The sequence below is a fragment of the Secundilactobacillus muriivasis genome, from assembly GCF_054785195.1.
In genome coordinates this window covers 12,251-31,940 of record NZ_BAABMI010000039.1, presented here as the reverse complement: position 1 = coordinate 31,940, position 19,690 = coordinate 12,251, and the positions used below count along the sequence as shown (strand labels likewise).

20 protein-coding genes are annotated in these 19,690 nt (G+C 48.9%); 8 read left to right on the top strand and 12 right to left on the bottom strand.

Features of this window, described 5'->3' with window-relative positions:
* Window positions 1-525: 525 nt before the first annotated feature.
* Window positions 526-1,317 carry a type I methionyl aminopeptidase gene (gene map, locus ACYVR3_RS10490; protein WP_057152142.1) on the top strand — a complete coding sequence of 264 codons (792 nt, stop codon included), beginning with the start codon at window positions 526-528 and terminating at the stop codon, window positions 1,315-1,317.
* Window positions 1,318-1,389: 72 nt separating this feature from the next.
* Here the strand turns inward: map and ACYVR3_RS10485 are convergent, their stop codons facing one another.
* Window positions 1,390-2,001 carry a TetR/AcrR family transcriptional regulator gene (locus tag ACYVR3_RS10485; RefSeq protein WP_461244212.1) on the bottom strand — a complete coding sequence of 204 codons (612 nt, stop codon included), beginning with the start codon at window positions 1,999-2,001 and terminating at the stop codon, window positions 1,390-1,392.
* 153 nt (window positions 2,002-2,154) lie between these two features.
* Between ACYVR3_RS10485 and ACYVR3_RS10480 the strand changes: the two genes are divergently transcribed.
* On the top strand, window positions 2,155-5,073 hold the full coding sequence (locus tag ACYVR3_RS10480) for an MMPL family transporter (RefSeq protein WP_461244211.1): 2,919 nt from the start codon (window positions 2,155-2,157) through the stop codon (window positions 5,071-5,073).
* Window positions 5,074-5,137: 64 nt separating this feature from the next.
* Here the strand turns inward: ACYVR3_RS10480 and ACYVR3_RS10475 are convergent, their stop codons facing one another.
* The gene (locus ACYVR3_RS10475) at window positions 5,138-5,776 is read right to left on the bottom strand and encodes a DNA-3-methyladenine glycosylase (protein WP_461244210.1); all 639 of its coding nucleotides are present in this window, start codon (window positions 5,774-5,776) and stop codon (window positions 5,138-5,140) included.
* A 62-nt stretch (window positions 5,777-5,838) separates the two neighbouring features.
* Here ACYVR3_RS10475 and ACYVR3_RS10470 point away from each other — a divergent pair, with 62 nt between their 5' ends.
* Entirely contained in the window at window positions 5,839-6,195 is a 357-nt protein-coding gene (locus ACYVR3_RS10470) for a DUF488 domain-containing protein (protein WP_054737411.1), read from the top strand.
* A gap of 43 nt (window positions 6,196-6,238) precedes the next feature.
* On the opposite strand, the gene ACYVR3_RS10465 is transcribed toward ACYVR3_RS10470, so the two are convergent.
* Window positions 6,239-6,700: a universal stress protein gene (locus tag ACYVR3_RS10465; RefSeq protein WP_054737412.1), complete on the bottom strand. Its 462-nt coding sequence runs from the start codon at window positions 6,698-6,700 to the stop codon at window positions 6,239-6,241.
* A 126-nt stretch (window positions 6,701-6,826) separates the two neighbouring features.
* Between ACYVR3_RS10465 and ACYVR3_RS10460 the strand changes: the two genes are divergently transcribed.
* Together ACYVR3_RS10460 and ACYVR3_RS10455 are read left to right on the top strand one after the other, a co-directional pair.
* Complete coding sequence (locus ACYVR3_RS10460; protein ID WP_461244209.1) at window positions 6,827-7,324, top strand: hypothetical protein; 498 nt, start codon at window positions 6,827-6,829, stop codon at window positions 7,322-7,324.
* Entirely contained in the window at window positions 7,312-7,488 is a 177-nt protein-coding gene (locus tag ACYVR3_RS10455; protein WP_461244208.1) for a hypothetical protein, read from the top strand. Before ACYVR3_RS10460 ends, ACYVR3_RS10455 begins: the two co-directional genes overlap by 13 nt.
* 101 nt (window positions 7,489-7,589) lie before the next feature.
* Here the strand turns inward: ACYVR3_RS10455 and ACYVR3_RS10450 are convergent, their stop codons facing one another.
* The 3 genes from ACYVR3_RS10450 to ACYVR3_RS10440 form a co-directional block, all read right to left on the bottom strand.
* Window positions 7,590-8,015 (bottom strand): OsmC family protein, encoded by a 426-nt coding sequence (locus ACYVR3_RS10450; RefSeq protein WP_461244207.1) that lies wholly within the window; start codon window positions 8,013-8,015, stop codon window positions 7,590-7,592.
* A 152-nt stretch (window positions 8,016-8,167) separates the two neighbouring features.
* A complete protein-coding gene (locus tag ACYVR3_RS10445) occupies window positions 8,168-9,112 on the bottom strand; it encodes a phosphoglycerate dehydrogenase (RefSeq protein WP_461244206.1) in 945 nt (314 codons plus the stop codon).
* A 509-nt stretch (window positions 9,113-9,621) separates the two neighbouring features.
* Window positions 9,622-10,755 carry a GGDEF domain-containing protein gene (locus ACYVR3_RS10440; protein WP_461244205.1) on the bottom strand — a complete coding sequence of 378 codons (1,134 nt, stop codon included), beginning with the start codon at window positions 10,753-10,755 and terminating at the stop codon, window positions 9,622-9,624.
* A gap of 349 nt (window positions 10,756-11,104) precedes the next feature.
* Between ACYVR3_RS10440 and ACYVR3_RS10435 the strand changes: the two genes are divergently transcribed.
* The 3 genes from ACYVR3_RS10435 (at window position 11,105) to ACYVR3_RS10425 (ending at window position 15,181) form a co-directional block, all read left to right on the top strand.
* The gene (locus ACYVR3_RS10435; RefSeq protein WP_461244204.1) at window positions 11,105-11,665 is read left to right on the top strand and encodes a sugar O-acetyltransferase; all 561 of its coding nucleotides are present in this window, start codon (window positions 11,105-11,107) and stop codon (window positions 11,663-11,665) included.
* Window positions 11,666-12,037: 372 nt separating this feature from the next.
* Window positions 12,038-13,651 carry a BCCT family transporter gene (locus tag ACYVR3_RS10430; RefSeq protein ID WP_344705189.1) on the top strand — a complete coding sequence of 538 codons (1,614 nt, stop codon included), beginning with the start codon at window positions 12,038-12,040 and terminating at the stop codon, window positions 13,649-13,651.
* A 972-nt stretch (window positions 13,652-14,623) separates the two neighbouring features.
* Complete coding sequence (locus tag ACYVR3_RS10425) at window positions 14,624-15,181, top strand: DUF2179 domain-containing protein (RefSeq protein WP_461244203.1); 558 nt, start codon at window positions 14,624-14,626, stop codon at window positions 15,179-15,181.
* Window positions 15,182-15,242: 61 nt separating this feature from the next.
* Here ACYVR3_RS10425 and lpdD read toward each other — a convergent pair whose 3' ends face one another.
* From lpdD to ACYVR3_RS10395, 6 genes are all read right to left on the bottom strand, one after another.
* The gene (gene lpdD, locus ACYVR3_RS10420) at window positions 15,243-15,638 is read right to left on the bottom strand and encodes a prenylated flavin chaperone LpdD (RefSeq protein WP_461244202.1); all 396 of its coding nucleotides are present in this window, start codon (window positions 15,636-15,638) and stop codon (window positions 15,243-15,245) included.
* Window positions 15,635-16,240, bottom strand: a complete 606-nt coding sequence (locus ACYVR3_RS10415; protein ID WP_054736465.1) for a UbiX family flavin prenyltransferase — start codon at window positions 16,238-16,240, stop codon at window positions 15,635-15,637. The genes lpdD and ACYVR3_RS10415 overlap by 4 nt, the downstream gene beginning before the upstream one ends.
* 16 nt (window positions 16,241-16,256) lie before the next feature.
* The gene (locus ACYVR3_RS10410; RefSeq protein WP_461244201.1) at window positions 16,257-17,735 is read right to left on the bottom strand and encodes a UbiD family decarboxylase; all 1,479 of its coding nucleotides are present in this window, start codon (window positions 17,733-17,735) and stop codon (window positions 16,257-16,259) included.
* A gap of 98 nt (window positions 17,736-17,833) precedes the next feature.
* The gene (locus ACYVR3_RS10405; RefSeq protein ID WP_461244200.1) at window positions 17,834-18,712 is read right to left on the bottom strand and encodes a LysR family transcriptional regulator; all 879 of its coding nucleotides are present in this window, start codon (window positions 18,710-18,712) and stop codon (window positions 17,834-17,836) included.
* Window positions 18,713-18,813: 101 nt separating this feature from the next.
* Window positions 18,814-19,212: a type II toxin-antitoxin system HicB family antitoxin gene (locus ACYVR3_RS10400; RefSeq protein WP_461244199.1), complete on the bottom strand. Its 399-nt coding sequence runs from the start codon at window positions 19,210-19,212 to the stop codon at window positions 18,814-18,816.
* A 121-nt stretch (window positions 19,213-19,333) separates the two neighbouring features.
* Window positions 19,334-19,501: a hypothetical protein gene (locus ACYVR3_RS10395; RefSeq protein ID WP_461244198.1), complete on the bottom strand. Its 168-nt coding sequence runs from the start codon at window positions 19,499-19,501 to the stop codon at window positions 19,334-19,336.
* Window positions 19,502-19,690 lie beyond the last annotated feature (189 nt).

The following is a 19,690-nucleotide window of genomic DNA, read 5'->3' as shown; positions in this document are numbered from 1 at the left end:
TGCAGCTTTCAGTTTTGTGGAACACGTTTCGGCTTGAGGACAGGAAAGTGCAGAGTGTGGAACAGGGCGGTTAGAGACTGGAGCCTAAGGTACTCCGACCAGAAACCCCGGGCTTTGGGGTTTGTGGTTGGAGTGCCTTAGGTGCAAGTCTCTGCCCTGCGGAACACGTTTCGGCTCGAGGACAGGAAAGCACCGTTCAGAATATACCATCAATAAAGCGCAGTACTCAGGATTGGGTGCTGCGCTTTATTTGTATGATGCAGTCAAGGCCTCAAGATTGCACTTGCTAAGCCCATGTTTTATAGTAGCGTTGGTAATGTGCGTTGCTATTATCTAGTGGAAACGCGCTCAGCAAGGCAGAGTGCTGCAGGTAAGGCGACATTGGCAAAACCGCCAGACCCGGGCACTTTCGCCAATGTCGCCTTACCCTCCGCACTCTAACCGCCTTGCTTCACGCTCTCTCTAGCAGAACCCATCAAAAAGGTGTACATTAGTAGAGAAGCCAAATTAAAAGGAGTCAGAAATTTGATTACATTAAAATCAGCACGTGAAATTGATATGATGCGCAAGTCTGGCGCAATTCTTGCCGGCGTCCACAAGGGCCTACGCGACATCATCAAGCCTGGGATTTCATCTTGGGACATCGAAAAATTCGCAAACAAGTATATTGAAGAACACGGCGCTAAAGCCGAAGAAAAGGGTTTTGAAGGCTACAAATACGCGACCTGTGTCAGCGTTAACGATGAAGTGGCTCACGCTACTCCTCGTAAGGACTTGCTCCTTAAAAACGGCGATATCGTAGCCGTTGACTTAGTCGTTAACTTGGACGGCTTTATGAGTGATTCTTGCTGGACCTACGCGGTTGGCGAAATCTCTGCTGAAAAGCAACACCTGATGGACGTGACCTTAAAGGCCCTCTATCTCGGGATCGACCAAGCCGTTGTCGGCAACCGGATCGGTGACATTGGCGCTGCTATCCAACACTACGTTGAAGACGAAAACCACATGGGTGACGTTCGCGAACTCATTGGCCACGGCATTCAACCAACCATGCACGAAGAACCAAACGTCCCTCACTACGGCGAAGCTGGTAAGGGCTTGCGTCTTCGCGAGGGCATGACCATCACCATCGAACCCATGGTCAACTTGGGCACTTGGCAGATCGTTTCCAAGCCAATTCCTGGCGACTCATGGCAGTACTATGCCTCAGCTGATGGCTCACCATCGGCTCAGTACGAACACACCTTGGTCATCACTAAGGACGGTCCTAAGATTTTGACCTCTCAAGATGATGAAATGGATGCCAAATACCTTTAATTTTTGAATCTAAAAACGGTTCTGATACCCCTACTTTTGTGGGCGTTATCAGAACCGTTTTTATTTTCACTTCTATTCATTCGGTGCACAAACGCCTGGTACCACTACCGTTTTCGAATTGCCAATCAAAATTGACAGATAACGGTGCGCTTCGGCTAAAGTCGTCGGTTCATCCTGCAAAAAGATCCACTCAATCAGATTAAGCAACGTCGCACTGCACTGCGTCACCAAAAGCTCTGACGGAATGTTAAGTTGCAGATCGCCAAATACCTGCCGAAAAATCGTCCGGACGGTCTGCTTGAGGTAGTTGGTAAAACTAGCAATCAACGTTTCATCAACCTCGTTATGCTGCAAAATTGCGGTCATTTGGCGGTGATGATGAGCGAAGAACCGATACAATCGGTCAAAATAGGTCACCAAAATCTCGTCTGGCGATAACTTGGGCGCTTCCCCCACCCGAATTTCAGTGGCTAACAAGTACCAGCAATAGTTCACGAGGTCGTACTTATCATCAAAGTAGTTATAAAACGTGGCCCGCGGATAGTCACTGCGTTGGCAGAGTTCATTGACACTGATCGCCTCAAACGACTTCAGTTCCAGCAGCTCAAACATCGCACTTGAAAACGCTCGAAGCGTGCGTTGTGCCCCCTTCGTTGGCCGCTTACTCAAATCATACTTCACCATGTTCACCTCATTTTTGCAATTTAGCTGATCTGTCTAAACTTTGGCAGGTCGGCGTTTTTGTGAATTGTATTTCACTTGCCCCGAGTTTATCATGCACTTATTAGTTAGACAAGTGTCTAAATTTAATCACTTGCCAATGAGAGGGGAAGTTACATGCAAGTCTTCATCAAGAAACACGGCCTCGCAGCCCTAGTGTGGTTAGCACTGATCATCGCTGCGTTGGTCGCCATGCCAAACGTTAGCCGACTCGTTCGCGATAAGGGTCAGGTGACCCTGCCTTCATCCGTTCAAAGCGAAGTCGCGCAAACGATCGACCGCAAATCCGTCAATAATCGTGGCGTTCGGTCACTGATCGTCGTTTTCAACAAGCAATATGGTCAGCTCACGTCCAAGGACCAACAACGCATCACGCACAGCATCCGTCAAATTAAAAAGGACGCTAACCTAGATATTCTAAGTATGACCAGCGCCAGCGATAACGCGGCCGCTAAAAAACAGCTAAGTGCCAAGGATGGCACCACTCAACTGGCGATGATCAGTTTGTCCGATAGTGCTAAAGTGCATCGGCAAGCGCAACAGCTTCGCCAGCATTTGCACATCAGCGGGCTTCGGACCTACGTTACGGGGAGTGCGTTGTTAAATGACGACTTTTCCACCACGACGCAAGCCGGGCTAAAGAAAACGGAAATCATCGCGGCCGTCTTCATCTTCATCGTCTTGATACTCGTATTCCGTTCGTTACTAGTCCCCATCATTTCCCTACTGACGGTCGCCATCGCCTACCTCGTGTCATCGAGTCTGGTGATGAATCTCGCTCAACAGTTTGATTTTCCAATCTCTAACTTTACCCAGATTTTCATGGTCGTTGTCCTCTTCGGAATTGGGACCGACTACAATATCTTGCTGTATAACCGGTTCAAAGAGGAACTCGCTAACGGCCTTAGCGCGGATAACGCCACCAAAGTCGCCCGCAAGCACGCGGGCCGCACCATTGGTTACAGCGGCATCTCCGTGTTCATCGGCTTTGCGGTCCTCGCCCTCGCCAAATTCTCGTTCTACCAGTCCGCAGTGGGCGTTGCGGTGGGCGTCATCGTCTTGCTAGCCGTTCTATTAACCTTAAACCCGTTCTTCATGGCGCTCCTCGGTCAAACCATGTTTTGGCCCAGCCGAAACCTCGACACTCATGGCACTAACCCTATCTGGCGCTGGCTATCTCACTCAGCCATGACCCACACGATAACCACGGTGATCCTGATGCTCTTCGCCATCACCCCACTATTACTGTTCAGCCAGCAAAAGCTCAACTTTAATAGTGCGGACGAGTTGCCAAATACCGTTGAATCAAAAGCCGGCTACAACCTGATTCAAAAACACTATCCAGCCGGGATGTCTGGTCCTTCGACCCTCTACATTGAGGCTGACAAGTCACTGAACAACCAACGTGACCTGGGCACCATCGATGACTTAACGAACTATCTAAAAGCTGAACCGGGCGTCAAACAAGTTAGTTCAGTCACCCAACCCGGTGGAAGTCGCATCAGTCAACTGTATTTAAACCACCAATTGGGCCAATTGGTGACCGGATTAACTCAGGCTAATAAAGGACTGACGCAAGTTGAAAGTGGGTTGAGTAAAGCCAACACGCAACTAGCCAGTGCAACTAGTGGCAATCAAACCACTCAACTGTCGCAATTAACTACCGGCACTAGTCAACTCCAAAGCGGTGCCCAGCAACTGAGTCAAGGCGTCGCTGCTTACACGGCTGGCGTCTCAAAACTGACGAGCGGTTCTAGTCAACTCGCTAGTGGTACCAGCACGCTTAGTCAAAGTGTGGGCAAGTTAACTGCCGGTAGTCAGCAATTAACAAGTGGACTCAATCAACTGCAAACGCAAACTAGCCAAATTTCCGCTCTCGCATCCGGGACCAGCCAGCTTGCTGGTAGTTCGGCTCAACTCACTAACGGCTTAGGGCAGTTAAACCAAGCCGTCTCACCATTTAACAGTGGTTTAGCAACTTTAAACAGTGGCGCACAACAGTTATCATCTCAAAGCGCCACGTTGGTTAACGGCGCTCAATCAGTCGCTAGCGGCAGTACGCAGGTCAACGCTGGTGTCAAACAGCTCCAAACTAAATTAACCGCCATGCAAGCACAGACGAAGCAACTTCAAAGTGGCTTGACCAGTGCTAACCAAGCGCTGGCTAAAATCGGTGGTGGTACGACCAGCGTCAAACGGTATTTAGCCGAATTGCAGTCCTCTTATATCGGTGACCAATTCTATATTCCCAAAGCCACGCTTGCTGGTGCTAGTTTTAAACCCGCTCTGAACGCCTTCATGGCCGATAACGATCACATCACGACGCTGACGATCGTCTTAAACAGCGATCCTAGCACGACTCAATCGGCGCATCGCATCCAAACCATCACCAACGACGTGCACGCCAAGTTAAAGCATTCCTCACTGGCTAACGCGACCGTCGCAATTGGTGGGCAGACTTCTCAGACTGCTGATTTGGAATCATTGTCTAACAGTGACTTTATCCGGACCGCCATCATCATGCTGGTCGGCATCGGCATCGCGCTGATTTTCGTGACCCGTTCACTGATTCAACCGTTAACCATTATCGGCACGTTAATGGCGACCTACGTCAGTGCCCTTACGCTGACCCGATTACTGTCAAATGTGATTTTAGGTCAAGCATTGCTAACCTGGAACACACCGTTCTTCAGCTTTATTATGTTGGTTGCACTGGGTGTGGACTACAGCATCTTCTTAATGATGCGCTACCGAGATGACGCTACTAAAATACCGGATGTGCGCAAACGAATCATCAACGCTAGTGCCATCATTGGGACAGTCGTCATTTCAGCCGCAATCATCCTCGGTGGCACCTTTGCCGCACTGATGCCATCTGGCGTCCTGACGCTCATTCAAGTCGCCATGACCGTGATTATCGGCCTGATCATTCTCGTCATCCTACTACCGCTTACGATGTCGATCATGGTCAAATGGACGTATCCGTACGTGCACGATAAACTTTACGAGCAGGAACAAGCAACTCACGATAACTAGATTTGAATCATAAAAGGCGCGTCACTCACCACAATTCTTGGTGAATGACGCGCCTTTTTATGTTCTAGTTTAGCCAGCCATTGGTTGTCAGATCCATATCTCGCTTCCGCATCCCCGAAACGTACGGATTGCCAGCCACGTAGAATCGGTACGGTGCTTCCGTCCAATCGCCGCGCTTGCTGACGCCGACTCGGGCCGAAGTGACGATTTCTTTGGGCTGACGACCATGTTCAAGGTCAATTGAAAGTGGTCCAGCGTTGACCATGGTCAGGTTCAAATCTTTGCTTTGAATCCCCAACGCCTGCATCAACTTCCCCGGACCATTGCTGATGTCGCTGCCCGTTTTGCCATGCCGGTTTTCGGTCATCAGGTCGATGCCATCAACCGGTTCCAAGCCCCTAACCAGGATACCTTGCGGATTGTCCTTTTCCTGCACCGCAACATCAAACATGTACTGCCCGCGAAGTGTATAAATGTAAATCGTTCCCGGCTCGCCGTACAACGCTTCATTAGCCGGCGTTCGGCGACCATTAAAGGCGTGGGCGGTTGAATCTTCCTGACCTAAATACGCTTCGACCTCCACGATAATGCCACTCAGTAACCCCTGTGGTGATTGGTAACTTAGCCGTTTACCCAAAATTGCTTTGGTGATATCAGCCGTCGGACGACCACTAAAAAATGTCTTCAATTCATCCGTTTTCACGGTTATCAGTTCCTTTCTAGTCTCACTATGTGTTATCTTATCATTTGAGAAGGTGAATGAACATGACGTTAAAAATTGAACGCATTTACACCAAACCGGCTGATATGGACGGTTTTCGAATTTTAGTGGACCGGGTTTGGCCCCGAGGCATTTCAAAAGAAAAGGCCGCGCTTGATGAGTGGTTTAAAACGATTGCGCCGACCAAGGAACTGCGGCAGTGGTTTGGTCACGAACCAGCGAAGTATCCGGAATTTAAAACCCGTTATGAAGCGGAATTGGACGCTAATCCTGATTTAAACAAGTTCATTGACTTGGTCACGACGCAGGCAAAGAACGGTAACGTGATTTTACTGTACGGCGCTAAGGATGAAACGCATAATCAAGCAGTTGTGCTTAAAGACTATCTGGAACGCCACTAATTCAAAAATGGTAGCCCTCATGGGACTACCATTTTTAATGCGACTATCTCACCACAATAACCGAAACTGGCGCCTTCTTAGCCAATCTTAGGCTAACCGCGCCCGCCACCCGGTGCGCCGAAAATTCAGTATCGGCACCGCAAACCACGAGGTCGGGATCAAAGTCGGGCAACAGCTCATCTAAGATAACGTCGTCCACGTCGCCACCCTCGTTGACGTAACCGCTCACGTGTTGTGCGCCAGCTTCCCGTGCCGTGGCCACGTACCGGTCAACAACCGCCTGAACGGCATCGCGCTTCTCCTGCAACTTCGCTGGAATCAGCGAATCGTAAATGTTAATATCGTGATTTTCAACCACCGAGCAGATGCCCAGTTGAATCTGATAATCTAGCGCCAACGTTAACGCATACCGAAACGCGCGTTGCGTCGATGTGCTATCATCAGCATCAACGGTTAATAACACCCGGCGAAAAATCAAAGGTCGAAAAGCCGGTGTCTCTGACATGTTTAGTTCCTCCCAATTGTAACAGCACTTATTTTTAACAAATCTAACAGATTTCAAACTGTATTTCAAATAACTCGCAACCGGTTTCGTTAAATCGTCATCCGGCTCACGAAAGGATCGATTCCATTGTACCAACCAAGCGGCAAGCCTACCATTCTCGGGGACTGCCTTCTACTGACCGTTTCAATTCTCATCAACGCTTTCGGTAACGCCCTCACCGTCTCCCTCAACCTGGGGAGCGCGCTGTGGACAGCTTCGGCGGTGAATCTGGCGCACCTGTTTGCCATGAATCTGGGTAACATGCTGCTAATTGAAGGGGTGGCGGTGATTTTAGCTAACGCGCTATTACTACGGCAATTTGACTGGCACCGAATGTTAGGCAACTTCTTGTTTATGGTGCCGTTTAGCTACCTCGTTAGCGGCATTACCCAACTCTTGCTTCATCTGGGTATCACCCAGTTACCCATCGCAGCAGCCGTCATTGTCGATATTATCGGCGTGATGTTGATCAGCTGTGGCATCTCAATCTACCAGCGGGTCAACCTTATCTTGCATCCAAATGACGACTTAATGCAAATCATTCGGTTCCGTTTTTACACGGTAACGCCATCGTGGCCTCGTTAGTCGCCTACCTGACGCCACTGACAATTATCTGCATCACCTTTGCGATTCAGCATCAAGTTTGGGCAGTCAACGTGGGGACGTTTGTGGCGTTGATTTTCCAAGGGAGTTTTATTGCGCTGAGTGACCGGTTCGTGTTTGGCCGTTTGCGGCATCAACGGTTATAACCTTTAACACAATGTGGCCTCACAACTGCCCACAAAAAGCGCCACGGATTCGATGTTCAAGAATCCGTGGCGCTTTTACATTGAGTAAAATTCAGTCTCGGTTAAAATTCAAACTGATCCACCACCGTGAACGACACGTTCGCATTGGCCTTGATCAACTTCGCTACCGGACAGTAGTCCTTAGCTTCGTTCACCAGTTGCTCTGCCAATTCACGTTCGACACCGGTCATGAGAATCTGCACCCGAACGACAAATTGATACCCTTTGTCATCCTTCAATTGATCCACACCGGTATGCACCACGCTCTTATGTGGCAGATTATGCGCCCGTTCCACTAATTCAATGGTGGCGTTAAAACAGGTGCTGATGGCAAGCCCCGTTAACTGTTCCGGGTTTACTCCCGGTGATTTCACTAACGAGCTGCTGACCCCCAACGCCAGCGCCTCGTTCCCCCGTACGAAACTAATCCCACTCAAACCTTTTTCATTAACGACTTCAGTATGATATAACGATCCAGCAATTGCCATGATGGATCCCCCCTTCGTTTAAGTGACCACAGTTTAGCATGCCGTTTCCAAGTTTCAAAACAACTTAACTCGCGGCTTTTCGGCTCGATTGACCGGCGAAAAATAGGCGCTTAAAAGAAGGGTTTCATTATCGCAATGATGGGCAATAACTACTAGGACAACTTAGGTGAATTGACCGGCCACTCAGGCGTTTTTCCTGAGAGAACTTCGTCAATCATCCGAGCGGCCCCCATTGCCATGTTCCGACCAGCCTCAACGGTATTCGATCCCGTATGTGGTGTTAAAAAGACGTTGTCGAGTTGGAAAAATTCACTATCTCGTGGTAACGGTTCAACGTCAAAGACATCCAAGGCAGCACCAGCGATCTCGTGGTTCTTCAGCGCCGAAATCAAAGCCGCCTCATCAACGATCGACCCCCGCGCAAGGTTGACCAAGTAGGCCGATGGCTTCATGAGTTTCAATTCAGCTTCGCCAATCAAATGCTCGGTTGCTGGTACCGCAGCGATATTGATGCTGACGTAATCGGACTCAGTCAGCAGAGTTTCTAAATCAACGTATTTGCCGTACTCAGTCTCTCGATGCGTCCGGTTATACAACAGCACGTTCACGCCAAAGCCACTCAACATCTTAGCTAACGCCTGACCAATGTTACCATAACCAATGATGCCGACCGTTGCGCCGTTCAGTTCGTGACCCATAATGGTCTTCGCACCGGTCGTGTCGTTGGCCTGCATCTTAGCCGCAATCGTTACCGACTGTTTGGCTAACAATAAGATATCAGTAATCGCTGATTCAGCAACGCTGACGGCATTCGCCCCGGGCGTGTTCGTTACCCAAACGCCCTGTGAGGCAGCGTACTCCGCATCAATGCTGTCATAGCCAACACCGTAACGGGCCAACACTTTTAAGTTAGGGAGCTTAGCGTACAAGCTGTTGGGGAAAGGCGCCACAAACATCATAATGCCAGCAACGTCCGGTGCCGTCGCCAAGATGCTGGCTTCGGTGGGATTCTTAACGGTTAACACCTCGTACCCTTTCTTGGTTAAATAGTGATCCGTTTGCGCATCCGCAATTTCAGGGATAATTACCTTTGTCATCTCAGCTACTTCCTTTCAGTTCTCATGCCTAAGCGTTTATTTTTAAGTTTAGTCTAGCACGTTCAACTCGATAATTCAGCGAATTTGTTAAGTTAAAGCATTCCGTTGGTGGTGTCTGATTGTTATTGTCGTTTGTGTCAAGCGTAAGTGTTGGGTGCGATTTGGGTGTCGGCTGTTTGTCATCGCTTCGCTCGCCAAAGCCGCATGAAAAACGGCGCTCTCAGGCTACAAAATTCGGCGCCACTTAAACTGTTATTTCCAGGGTTCCTGAAGTTGTAAGAACTTGTCAACCACGCGCTTTCTGTCCACCACGCCGAATGGTGCTGCGCGAGACTGAGAGCTGCATGCAAGGCGACATCGGTAAACCCGCCAGGCCCGGGCGCCTTCACCGATGTCGCCTTGCACACTGCTCTCAACCCGTCTCGCTCCGCACACTTACGCTGGACACAAGCGACAACAAAAAAACGAACCCCATCGCACTCACGATGACATTCGTTTCAGTCCCTTATTCAATTACCACGAACCGTTACCGTATTCCGACCCGCATTTTTCGAATGGTATAATCGTTGATCAGCCCGCTTATAGATGTCCATGTAGTTCTGATCATAGTCTTGAATCAGCGCCTCGCCAACGGAGACGGTAATGCTAAACTGCTCGCCCTGTCGCGTGCTGAATTGAAGCTCACTCAATTCCTCGCGCAGGTGGTTGGCCACTTGTTCGGCGTGCTCGGATTCCGGATTAACATCAAACAAGATGCAGCAGAACTCTTCGCCACCCGTCCGGTAGGTTTTCGACGTCCCGTTAATCTCGCGCATCAACCCATTAAACCGAACCGCGACCCGCTCTAGTACGGTGTTGCCCATTGGGTGGCCGTACTGGTCGTTGATTCGTTTGAAGTGGTCAATGTCAAAGGTGTATAACGCGTACATTGATTCCGTTTGGTGAAAATGCTCGTACGCCGTTCCCAGGTCCTCGTTGAAGACCCGAAAGTTATTGAGTTTCGTTAACGTATCCGTGCTGGCTTCCCGCAGTAGTAACGCTTGTCGAATCCGTTGTTGCAACATTCGGTACTGAATCTGCCAGAGGATCATGAAGATGATGATGGTCGTTACAATTTCCCACGGCCAACCAACGTCGATGCCCTCTAACGATTCAAAATTAGCCCAGTAAAACGGAATCGTGAAGATTGCACAGGCCGAATAGTACAGGTACCATCGTTTGATCAACACGTCACCGAGTTGCTGTAAGCCATACATCAACAGCAAACTGGCAACATACGGTGGTAGCCAATTTGGAACCCCTGGCAACCACCAGTACCAAATCAATAACGTCACCGCCAACGTCCAAAAGAGCCGCTTGGATTTGGAAAAATACAGCGCGTAAATCAGCACGCCAACCTGAAAACTAATGTAGGTCCAGCCAAAGCCGTGAGGGCTATGTTCCTGCAGGATTCGCAACTCAGAGGCAAAGTGAAACAGTGCCAAAAAGACGACTGTCAGACTAATCTGATATACGCCACGCCAGCGCCGATTCCGCTCAGACGTAAACTTGGCGTCCCGGGTCCAAGTGTAAAGTAGTGCATAACCGGTAATCAGTAGGCAGTTGATAATAAAGGTGACCATTTGGTTTTCCCAATAGAGCATTGAACGCCCTCCTTACCTTTAAACTGGTCACGTGACTCACATGACCGTTTCAACTTTCAGTTCCGCCCATAGAACTGACCCCGTTCCAAAGTGAAAAGCTTGTTTTCACCGTGTTCCCCGTTAACTTGAAAATAACTGAAATATGTACGTTAATTCTGTGACACTATGCTTACTATAACATATATTACATTCTTTTTTTCGGCACATTCGCCGTCTTATGGCCAAAATATTTAGTAACACCCACCGGTAACCGGCAATTATTCATAATTGGTACTCGTGCCATTCTAATTCCATCAACGCATAAGTCTGAAAACGTGCTATCCTGTTACAAAAGGGAGTTGATACACGAATGACAACAGAACGTGAGAAAATGACCGCTGGCGAACCTTACCAACAATTTGATAAGGAACTGATCGACCGCCGCGTCTACATTCGGCAACAATTAGAAGAGATCAACCATATTACAGATAACAAGAACCGTAACAACCGTTTCAAGGACTTACTAGCCGATACTGGCGACGACTTCTTCGTGGAAAGCGACTTTAAGTTTGATTACGGCTTCAACATTCATATCGGTGACCACTTCTATGGCAACTACGATATGACCTTCCTAGACACCTGCCCCATCACGATTGGCAGTCACTGCTACTTTGGCCCCAACATCGGTCTCTACACCCCGGTTCACCCGCTTGATCCTAAGCAACGCAACGCTGACGTTGAACTTGGCAAACCCATTACCATCGGCGATAGTGCTTGGTTGGGCGGCCGTGTGACCATCCTGCCTGGAGTGACACTAGGCGACAACGTTGTGGTGGGTGCCGGCTCCGTTGTGACCAAATCATTCGGCGATAACGTTGTGATTGCCGGGAATCCGGCTCGAATCATCAAAGAGGTACCTGTTTCCGACTAACAACCTCACTTATAGTTAGCCTCATTTTCAGCTAAATTATAATTGTTCTAAATTAATTAGGGGCCATTTGGATTTTTTCCAGATGGCCCCTAAAGCTTATTATCATACCGGTTTAGACCACCCTTCTCAGAATACGAAATCGCTTATATGTCATCGAAATTTTACTTATTAATTTTAAGCGGTATAATAAAACTTGTAAATTCAATCGGGCTTTTTTGGAAGCGACAATTTGTTACAGAAAGCACTGTTGCAGGCAGTCTAGGACGATCTCAGCAGTTTTTTTGCGTACAATATTGCAACTTGATTGAAAATACGCTGGATTTTATGAAACACACCTAATAAAATTTCAGTAAGAGAGATTATAATAGGAGGATTATTATTTTAAGAAGCAAGTTAATCAACAAGTGGGTCTTCGTACCGACTGTCGGCTTGTTTTTGCTGGCAACGTTGGTCTTAATGGTTGGGGGTAGCGCCTTACAAGCACCACTCTCCCAAGTATTAAGTTGGATGAACCTCAAGTTAGGATGGCTGTACCTTGGCATTTACATCGTCAACTTCGTCTTCTTGATTGGATTGGCATTTAGCCGCTACGGTAAAATTAAAATTGGAAAACCGGATGACAAGCCAATTTACAGTGGTTTCAAGTGGGGCGCAATGGTCTTCGCAACTGCGATCGATGCCAGCATTATGATGCTGTCGATCACCGATCCGTTGCAGGTCATTCAAAACCCACCTTTCCACTTCAAGGCCTATTCACATGCCGCTTACCTATCTGCAACCATGATGGGCCAGTTCAACTGGGGCCCCATGGCCTGGATGATGTTTGCGCCCGCTGCCGTTTTGATTGGGTACCTGATGTACCGCAAAGGGCAACCGGTTCAAAAGTTAAGCGACGGGATCGCCATGTTAGACGGTGACAAGCACCAAAGCATCAAGAAGTTCTTTGGTGGTTTGATCAACGTCTTGGTCGTTATCGGGATCATCGGTGGCGTTGGCTCTTCCATTGGGTTGGAAGTCCCAATCACCGCCAAGGCATTTTCAAGTGCAACCGGGGTCAAATACGGGTTGCCACTCGAAATCGGTCTGTTTATCATCTTGTTTATCCTGTTCGCAGTGACGGTCTTTAAAGGCCTGAACGGTGGGATCGACAAGCTCAGCATGGCCCACATCTGGCTAGCCATCGGTTTTCTGGTCTTAATTCTATTCTTTGGACCCACCCGCTACATCATTGGTAACGAAGCGCAAAGTTTGGGCATGTTAGTTCAAAAATTCGTGCCAATTGCGACCAACGTCACCCCTAGCGCCACTCAGCAGGATACCATCTTCTACTGGGGCTGGTGGTTGTCCTACATGCCTGTTATGGGCTTGTTCATCGCTAAAATCTCCCGTGGGAAAACCATTCGTCAGATGTTGATGGGCATGTTGCTCTACGGGTTCACGGGTTGCGCACTGTTTTACGCCGTCATGGGTGGTTACGCCCTTTGGTTGCAACAAAACGGGGTCATCAACCTGGTTCATATTTTAAACACTCAGGGTCAAGCCGCCGTTATCGCAACGGTTATCGGCACCCTACCAATGAAGCAGATCATGACGTTGCTCTACTGTGTCTCTTGCTTCATCTTCTTGGCCACCACCATTTCTGGTTCGGCCTACATTCTATCATCGTTTACCAGCACGCCGCTCAAACAGCGTGAACCAACCCGCTTTAACCGGATGTCTTGGGTGATCGTCTTCATGATTTTCGCCTTCTCACTGGTTCTTGTCGGTGGGTTCCAAGTGCTTCAAACGATTTCCGTTTTAGCTGGTTTCCCACTGATTGGTGTCTGTGTCGTCATTCTCATGTCGATCCACCGCTTAGTCAAGCACGACCACGAACTGGTCTTCACGCCAACCCCCGCGTCCGTCACCGAACGCCCGGCAACCGTGGAACGCAAATCAGCTATTCATGGTAAACTGATCCTTTCCCCAACGCATTCAGCATCTTAATATGTGCGTTGCGTATACACTTAAACCGTCATCAGCGATTTTGCTGGTGACGGTTTTTTTATTGTCGTTTGTGTCCAGCGTAAGTGTTTTTCTGTTTAGTTTGTGAAATTCAGTGATTCTGGTTTTGTATAGTGGAAGGATGCCGCGGGAGGCTCCGGCGCTATGCGGGGACTGGAACGCAGTGGCGGGCCTACGAGCTAGGAACGGAAGAAGACCACTTCCGTGCCGGATCTCTCCGGACCCGCGTATGACTAAGGCACTCGCACCCCGAACCCCACGGGGCACGACTGCCCAAGTCATACCGACACTGCTGAGCCCCGCGCGCCTCCGCCTCCCGCTACGTAGTGCGCTGTCGATAATCAAAACTGCCAGATGTCACATTCTGAAGTTGACGAAACTGCGTGACGAAAAATTTAGATGGTACCTCAACAACTGCGGAAACGATTGTGGTCAATGTACAGTAACCGCAATAAGTCAACGATTGTACTCATACTATTGCGTGTCACGTTTGGCGAAACAAATCGTTGTAATTTCGTAGTCAAACATGCAGTTAAACACTTGAGATGCTCTGCAATAGCGCCGAATTGCGCAATGTGAGATGCAGGTAGTCAACTAGGTGGATGCTGTGTCGCGATAATTGGTGGTTGTTGACGAACTTCCAACAACCGCCAATTATCGGGGACGAATTGAAGACTCGCACGATTTTTGGCGAGGTTTCAATTCGAGGGCTGAGACCGCCTTTTGGCTCAGGCCGGCCCCACAGCAGGAACCTAGTTGACTACCGGAATCGACAGTTCAAGCAAATCACCGCACTTCACAAACTAAACAGAAGAATGCTTACACTGGACACAAGCGACAGCTATGCAATAATGCACCGACTTCAGATATTCGAAGCCAGAATGCTTTCATCGGGTTTTCAAACTGACTACACTGGAAGGTGTTAGACAACTTTCAGAAAGAGGCGATTGCATTTTGAAACTAGCACTGACAATTTTTGTGCTGAATGCGGTGTATATTACGTTGAATACGTTTCGAACGATGTTGGTGGTCCGGCGTCAGCGATTGTGGGCGCCGTTGCTGGCCGTTCTTGAGGAATTAGTCTACGTGATCGCGTTGGCGATTGCGTTGAAGAATATTGATTCACCCGTTAACGTGGCGGCCTACACGATTGGCTTTGGGATCGGCATTTACCTTGGCATCCTGATTGAAGATCACGTGGCGATGGGCTACGTTAACTTTCAGGTGACGTTAAACATTGATAATGATGATCCAAAATACGAACACAATAAACAGCTGCCCGAGATGATTCGCAATCACGGTTACGGGGTCACTGAAACTTGGGGCTACGGGCGCAATGGTTCGCGCTTGATTCTCAACATTTTAGCACCCAGAAAGGCTGATCACCGATTAATGTCGCTGATTAAGGAACTCTCTCCCGACGCCTTTATTATGGTCAACGAACCCACCCAGATGTCCGGTGGCTTCTGGAGTAAGGAAGTTGATTCACGGTTTAAGAAGCATCATGGGTAATCAAAACGCGGTTCCAGAAACTCTCTGATTGAGGATTTCTGGAACCGCGTTTTTAATTCACTTATTTTGAAAAATGTTCAACCACTTTTTCTCGTGGATGAGCGGTTAACCACTGACCAACTTTTTCAGATAGTTCAGCAACTAACGGCCCCATAGCACGCATCTGTTCAGGTTTAATATAATTGACATGAACCCCGCTCACGATGATGGCGTTACTTTGCAAAATCGGCTTCAACTGCTTGGCCATCCGTTCGGTCAACACACCCTCTTGATGGTGGTGACCCGGTCGACTGGGTAAGGCAATCGTCTGCGGCTCAGTGGTTGGACTGACCGTGGTAACAACGCCGTAGTGCGCAACATCGCCACCGATCAGTTGAATCAACACATCTTGATTCTGACGTTCAACAACGGCCTGCAAGTGAACGCCAGCCTGACTGGCTTCAAACGTTTCGCTCATCCGCGATCACGATCCTTCAAGGCCGCCTTAGCTTGGTTCAATCCCTGCCAGCGACCACCAAAGTCGTTGGCGATGTGCAAATGATCCAGTAACTTCATCGTGTTGTGGTTGATGAGATCATCGATTGTTTCCGGATTATTATAGAAGGCTGGAATCGGCGGAATGATCTCCACGCCCATTTTGGACAGCTTCAACATATTTTCCAGATGAATCTGGTTAAACGGCGATTCCCGTGGCACCAGCAACAGTGGCCGGCGTTCCTTCAAAGTCACATCAGCAGCCCGACCAATCAACGTATCGCCGAGGCCGGTGGCAATCGACGCTACCGTTTTCATACTGGCTGGCACGATCACCATGCCATCATGCATAAACGAACCGCTGGCAATCGTCGCGCCCATATCACGCTCATCGTAAACCACGTCGGCAAGTTGGTTGACCTGCTTCAAGGTGTATCCGGTATGTTCAACGGCCAAGTTTTCCTTGGCCCACTTACTCATCACTAAGTGCGTTTCCACATCCGGCGTTGCTTTAAGCGCCTCCAACAAGCGTAACCCGTAGATGGTGCCTGACGCACCCGTGATGCCAACAACGATTCGTTTCACACAATGACTTCCCTTCTTATTTCAAATAGTCTTGCCAGTTTGGCATTTCTTTAAATGGTGCCCGTTCAAACTTATCCTTCATATCAAATGGCACGGTACCGTCAAGCACAAGTTTGGAACTCATCCCCCGAATCCGAATCCGCGCTGGATCGTATTCTGGTAATTCGGATGGATCCAGTGGGTGGTTACGCATCCCTTCGAGTACCATGATGTCGCGACTTGCTTGGAACCGGGTGTTGATGGTCCACATCACGTCGTTCCAATCAAAGATATCCACATCATCATCCACTAAGATCACCGTCTTGAGTTCCTTAAAGGCTGAAAAGGCGAGGATCGCAACTTGACGTTGAATCCCTTCATCCGCTTCATCTTCCTTGTGGATCTGCATGATGGTCATTAACTTACCACCGCCAGCAGGAGCGTTGTAGACGTTCAGCACCTTGCCCGGAATAGCGCGGTCAACCAAGCTCAAAATTGAGGCTTCGGTTGGAATCCCAGCCATCGACACGTGTTCTTCCGATGGGCCAATGGTCGTTTGGACGATTGGGTTATCCTTCCGATGGGTCACTGCCTTGATTTTGACCACGTTAACGGCTGGATTAGCGGGACCATCGTAACCAGGAAATTCTGGCATGGCGTAGCCGGTGTTCGTGTTAATGTCCTCTTGCATGTGGGTATTTGGTAAAATCTCGGCTTCAATGATCCATTCAGAACGCGCGATACCCAGTTGGTTGACCGTTGTTCCTTGAACGAGTTGAACCGGTTCGTTCCGCAGCGCGCCGGCTACTTGCAATTCGTTGTAGCCAAGTGGTGTGGTCGGTGGCTCGAAGGTAGCGCCAATCGCAATGGCGGGATCTAACCCGATATTGATGGTAATTGGCATCGGCTTGTCCAGAGCTTCATACTGTTTCAAGAAGGCGCCTAAATGCCGACCACCGGGCATGATGTACATGCCGATCGTATCGCGGTCTTCCAGCACCATCCGGTGAATCGTCACGTCGCTTTGCTTGTTGTCAGGACTTGATCCGTAAACCACACCCATGGTGATGTATGGTCCAGCATCTTGTTCCGTGTTGGTTGGCGCGGCTAGAATTTTGCGAATATCAAAGTCCGGGTCACTAGCCTTCAAGACAACTTCTTGGGCTGGTGCTTCCTCGTGACTCACCGTAACGGGTTGCACGGGATGGTTCACGGCGTCGTTTAATAAGTGACCCAGTGTCTTGTAGTCGTGATGTAAAATCATCCCGACCCGCTTACGTGACGCCATGGCACCAATCAACACCCGACTTCCGGGGAACCCCTTGACGTTGTTAAACATCATGGCAGGTCCCTCTTGGGTTGGCCGCATCACCGTACCGCCAGCGACGATATAGCGATAAACCCCTGCTAAATCAGCGTTAGGATCAATTTCCTTATCCGTTTCATGATACTGGCCGGGTTCATTTTTCAACTCTGCCAACACTTTTCGTAAATCATATGGTTGTTCTGTTGTCATGTCGTCATCCTCCGTTCGTTTCGATAAGTCTATTATGCGAGTTTTATACCCAAGAAACAATTCGCTTATTCAGTTTAATTATTCCAAGATGGAATAGATCACTGTTCCTGATGAACGACAAAGTCCCAGAATAAATCACTGGCCGGTGTCCGGTGGGTTTTTAATCGTAAGAACGCCAGATGGCTGAGGCGTTCCGGCGTTAACGGTACCGTGGTCACTGCTGGATAATCGCTCAGGTCAAGCGACCGGGCCATCATAATCGATACGCCCATGCCCTGGTTGATCATCCCCAAGATGAGGTCGATCCGTTGCCCACGATAGAGTTCCTTTGGGGTGACGCCAGCGGTATTTAATAGCGCCATCACGGGGCGATACAAGTTAGTGACTTCATTTAAGAAGAGAAACGACTGGTCCTTTAACTGGGTCACCGTTAACGTTGGTTCGTTCGCTAACGGGTTGGCTTTCGGTAACACCACCACGAACCGGTCCGTTTCACCAATCAAGGTGTCGTAGGCGGTTTGCTCGATTTCGAATAGCCGGGTGAACACAATGTCGCTCGTGCCATCCGCCAACGATGGCAGTAACGTATCCGTTTCCGCTTCCGAAAAATGCAGGTCCACTTCCGGGTGCTGTTGTGCAAATGCCGACATGAGGTTAAACGCCCGGTACCGCGAAATGGACGGAATACTACGAATCGTCAGCGTCATGCTGCGGGTCTGCATTTCTCGCCTCAGCGCTGCTGTCAGTTGCGCTTGCGTCGCCACCATTTTTTGCGCATACGGTAGGACTAGCTTTCCCGCCCACGTCAGTTCGATTTGGCGGTGGGAGCGATCCACTAGCGTTGTATCGAGTTCTTTTTCTAGGGCTAAAATTTGCTTAGATACCGTCGCCTGCGTTGTAAACAGTCGGGCTGCCGTTTGGGTATAGTTCAACGTTTCCGCAAGGTCGACAAAGGTGTTTAACTTCGTCACGTCCATTTTTCGGATTCTCCTAACCTATTCCGTTTTTGCATAGTTTAACACAAAAAAACGCCACCCGTTCGTAAATACTCCGACTCTGGGTGACGCTGATTACTAAGCTAATCTTCTAATTTCAATTCTAACGCTTCCGCCAACGTCCGACTAAAATTGATCCCGCGCTTCTTGGCAAGCTCCGCGAGATCCATCGGCACCGTCACGTTTTTGCGAACGGTTCGGTTATCCGCTCGTCGCCGTGCTCGTTTCATATCAACGCCAACTAAACTCACAACGGCGTCAGGATGTTCAACCTGAACAACCTTGGGATCCGTTGCCTGAGGATAGCGCCGTCGATCAAGCAGAGCAATCGCTAACGCATCCGGTGCGTTTTTGAACGCCGCCGTCAACGTTTCACCCTGAGTGAACGTATCCGGAACATCGGGGAACGTGACCGTGTAGTTACCATCGTGATGCTGATCATCAAAAATTGCGGGATAAACAACGTAATCTGGTAGTGCCATGGCATTCAGCCGGTGTGCGGTTTAATGTTGGGGTAATGCGTGGGTGACACCGACTGCCTCCTCTCTTAATACCGGTCATCATACCGGAAAAGCGATTGGCGTGCTGGTGTCACGACTTCGTTTAAGCCATTTCGGACTTCATCATTACTTTGTCCCGTAACCGAAGTTCAGCTCGGCGTTGTTCGATTGCAAGTTCAATTTGATCACATTGTTCAATAAAATCCCGTTTAGAATCAGGATTTTGAGTAAGCTGATAGGCTAAAAAATCATCAAATTTCGTGATTGACATGGTGAACCCTCTCAAAATAATTAATTGTGTGCAAGTTATTATGCCATAAACTACCGGCAATATGCAATCAAAAAATGAAAGGAAATCAAATCATTTTTCAGATTAATTTTCTAATTTGAAATCAGTTGAAAGTTTCGACTCATACGCCTCAGTTCAATGCCAGTCAAAAGCGCTTTTCCCGCACAGTTA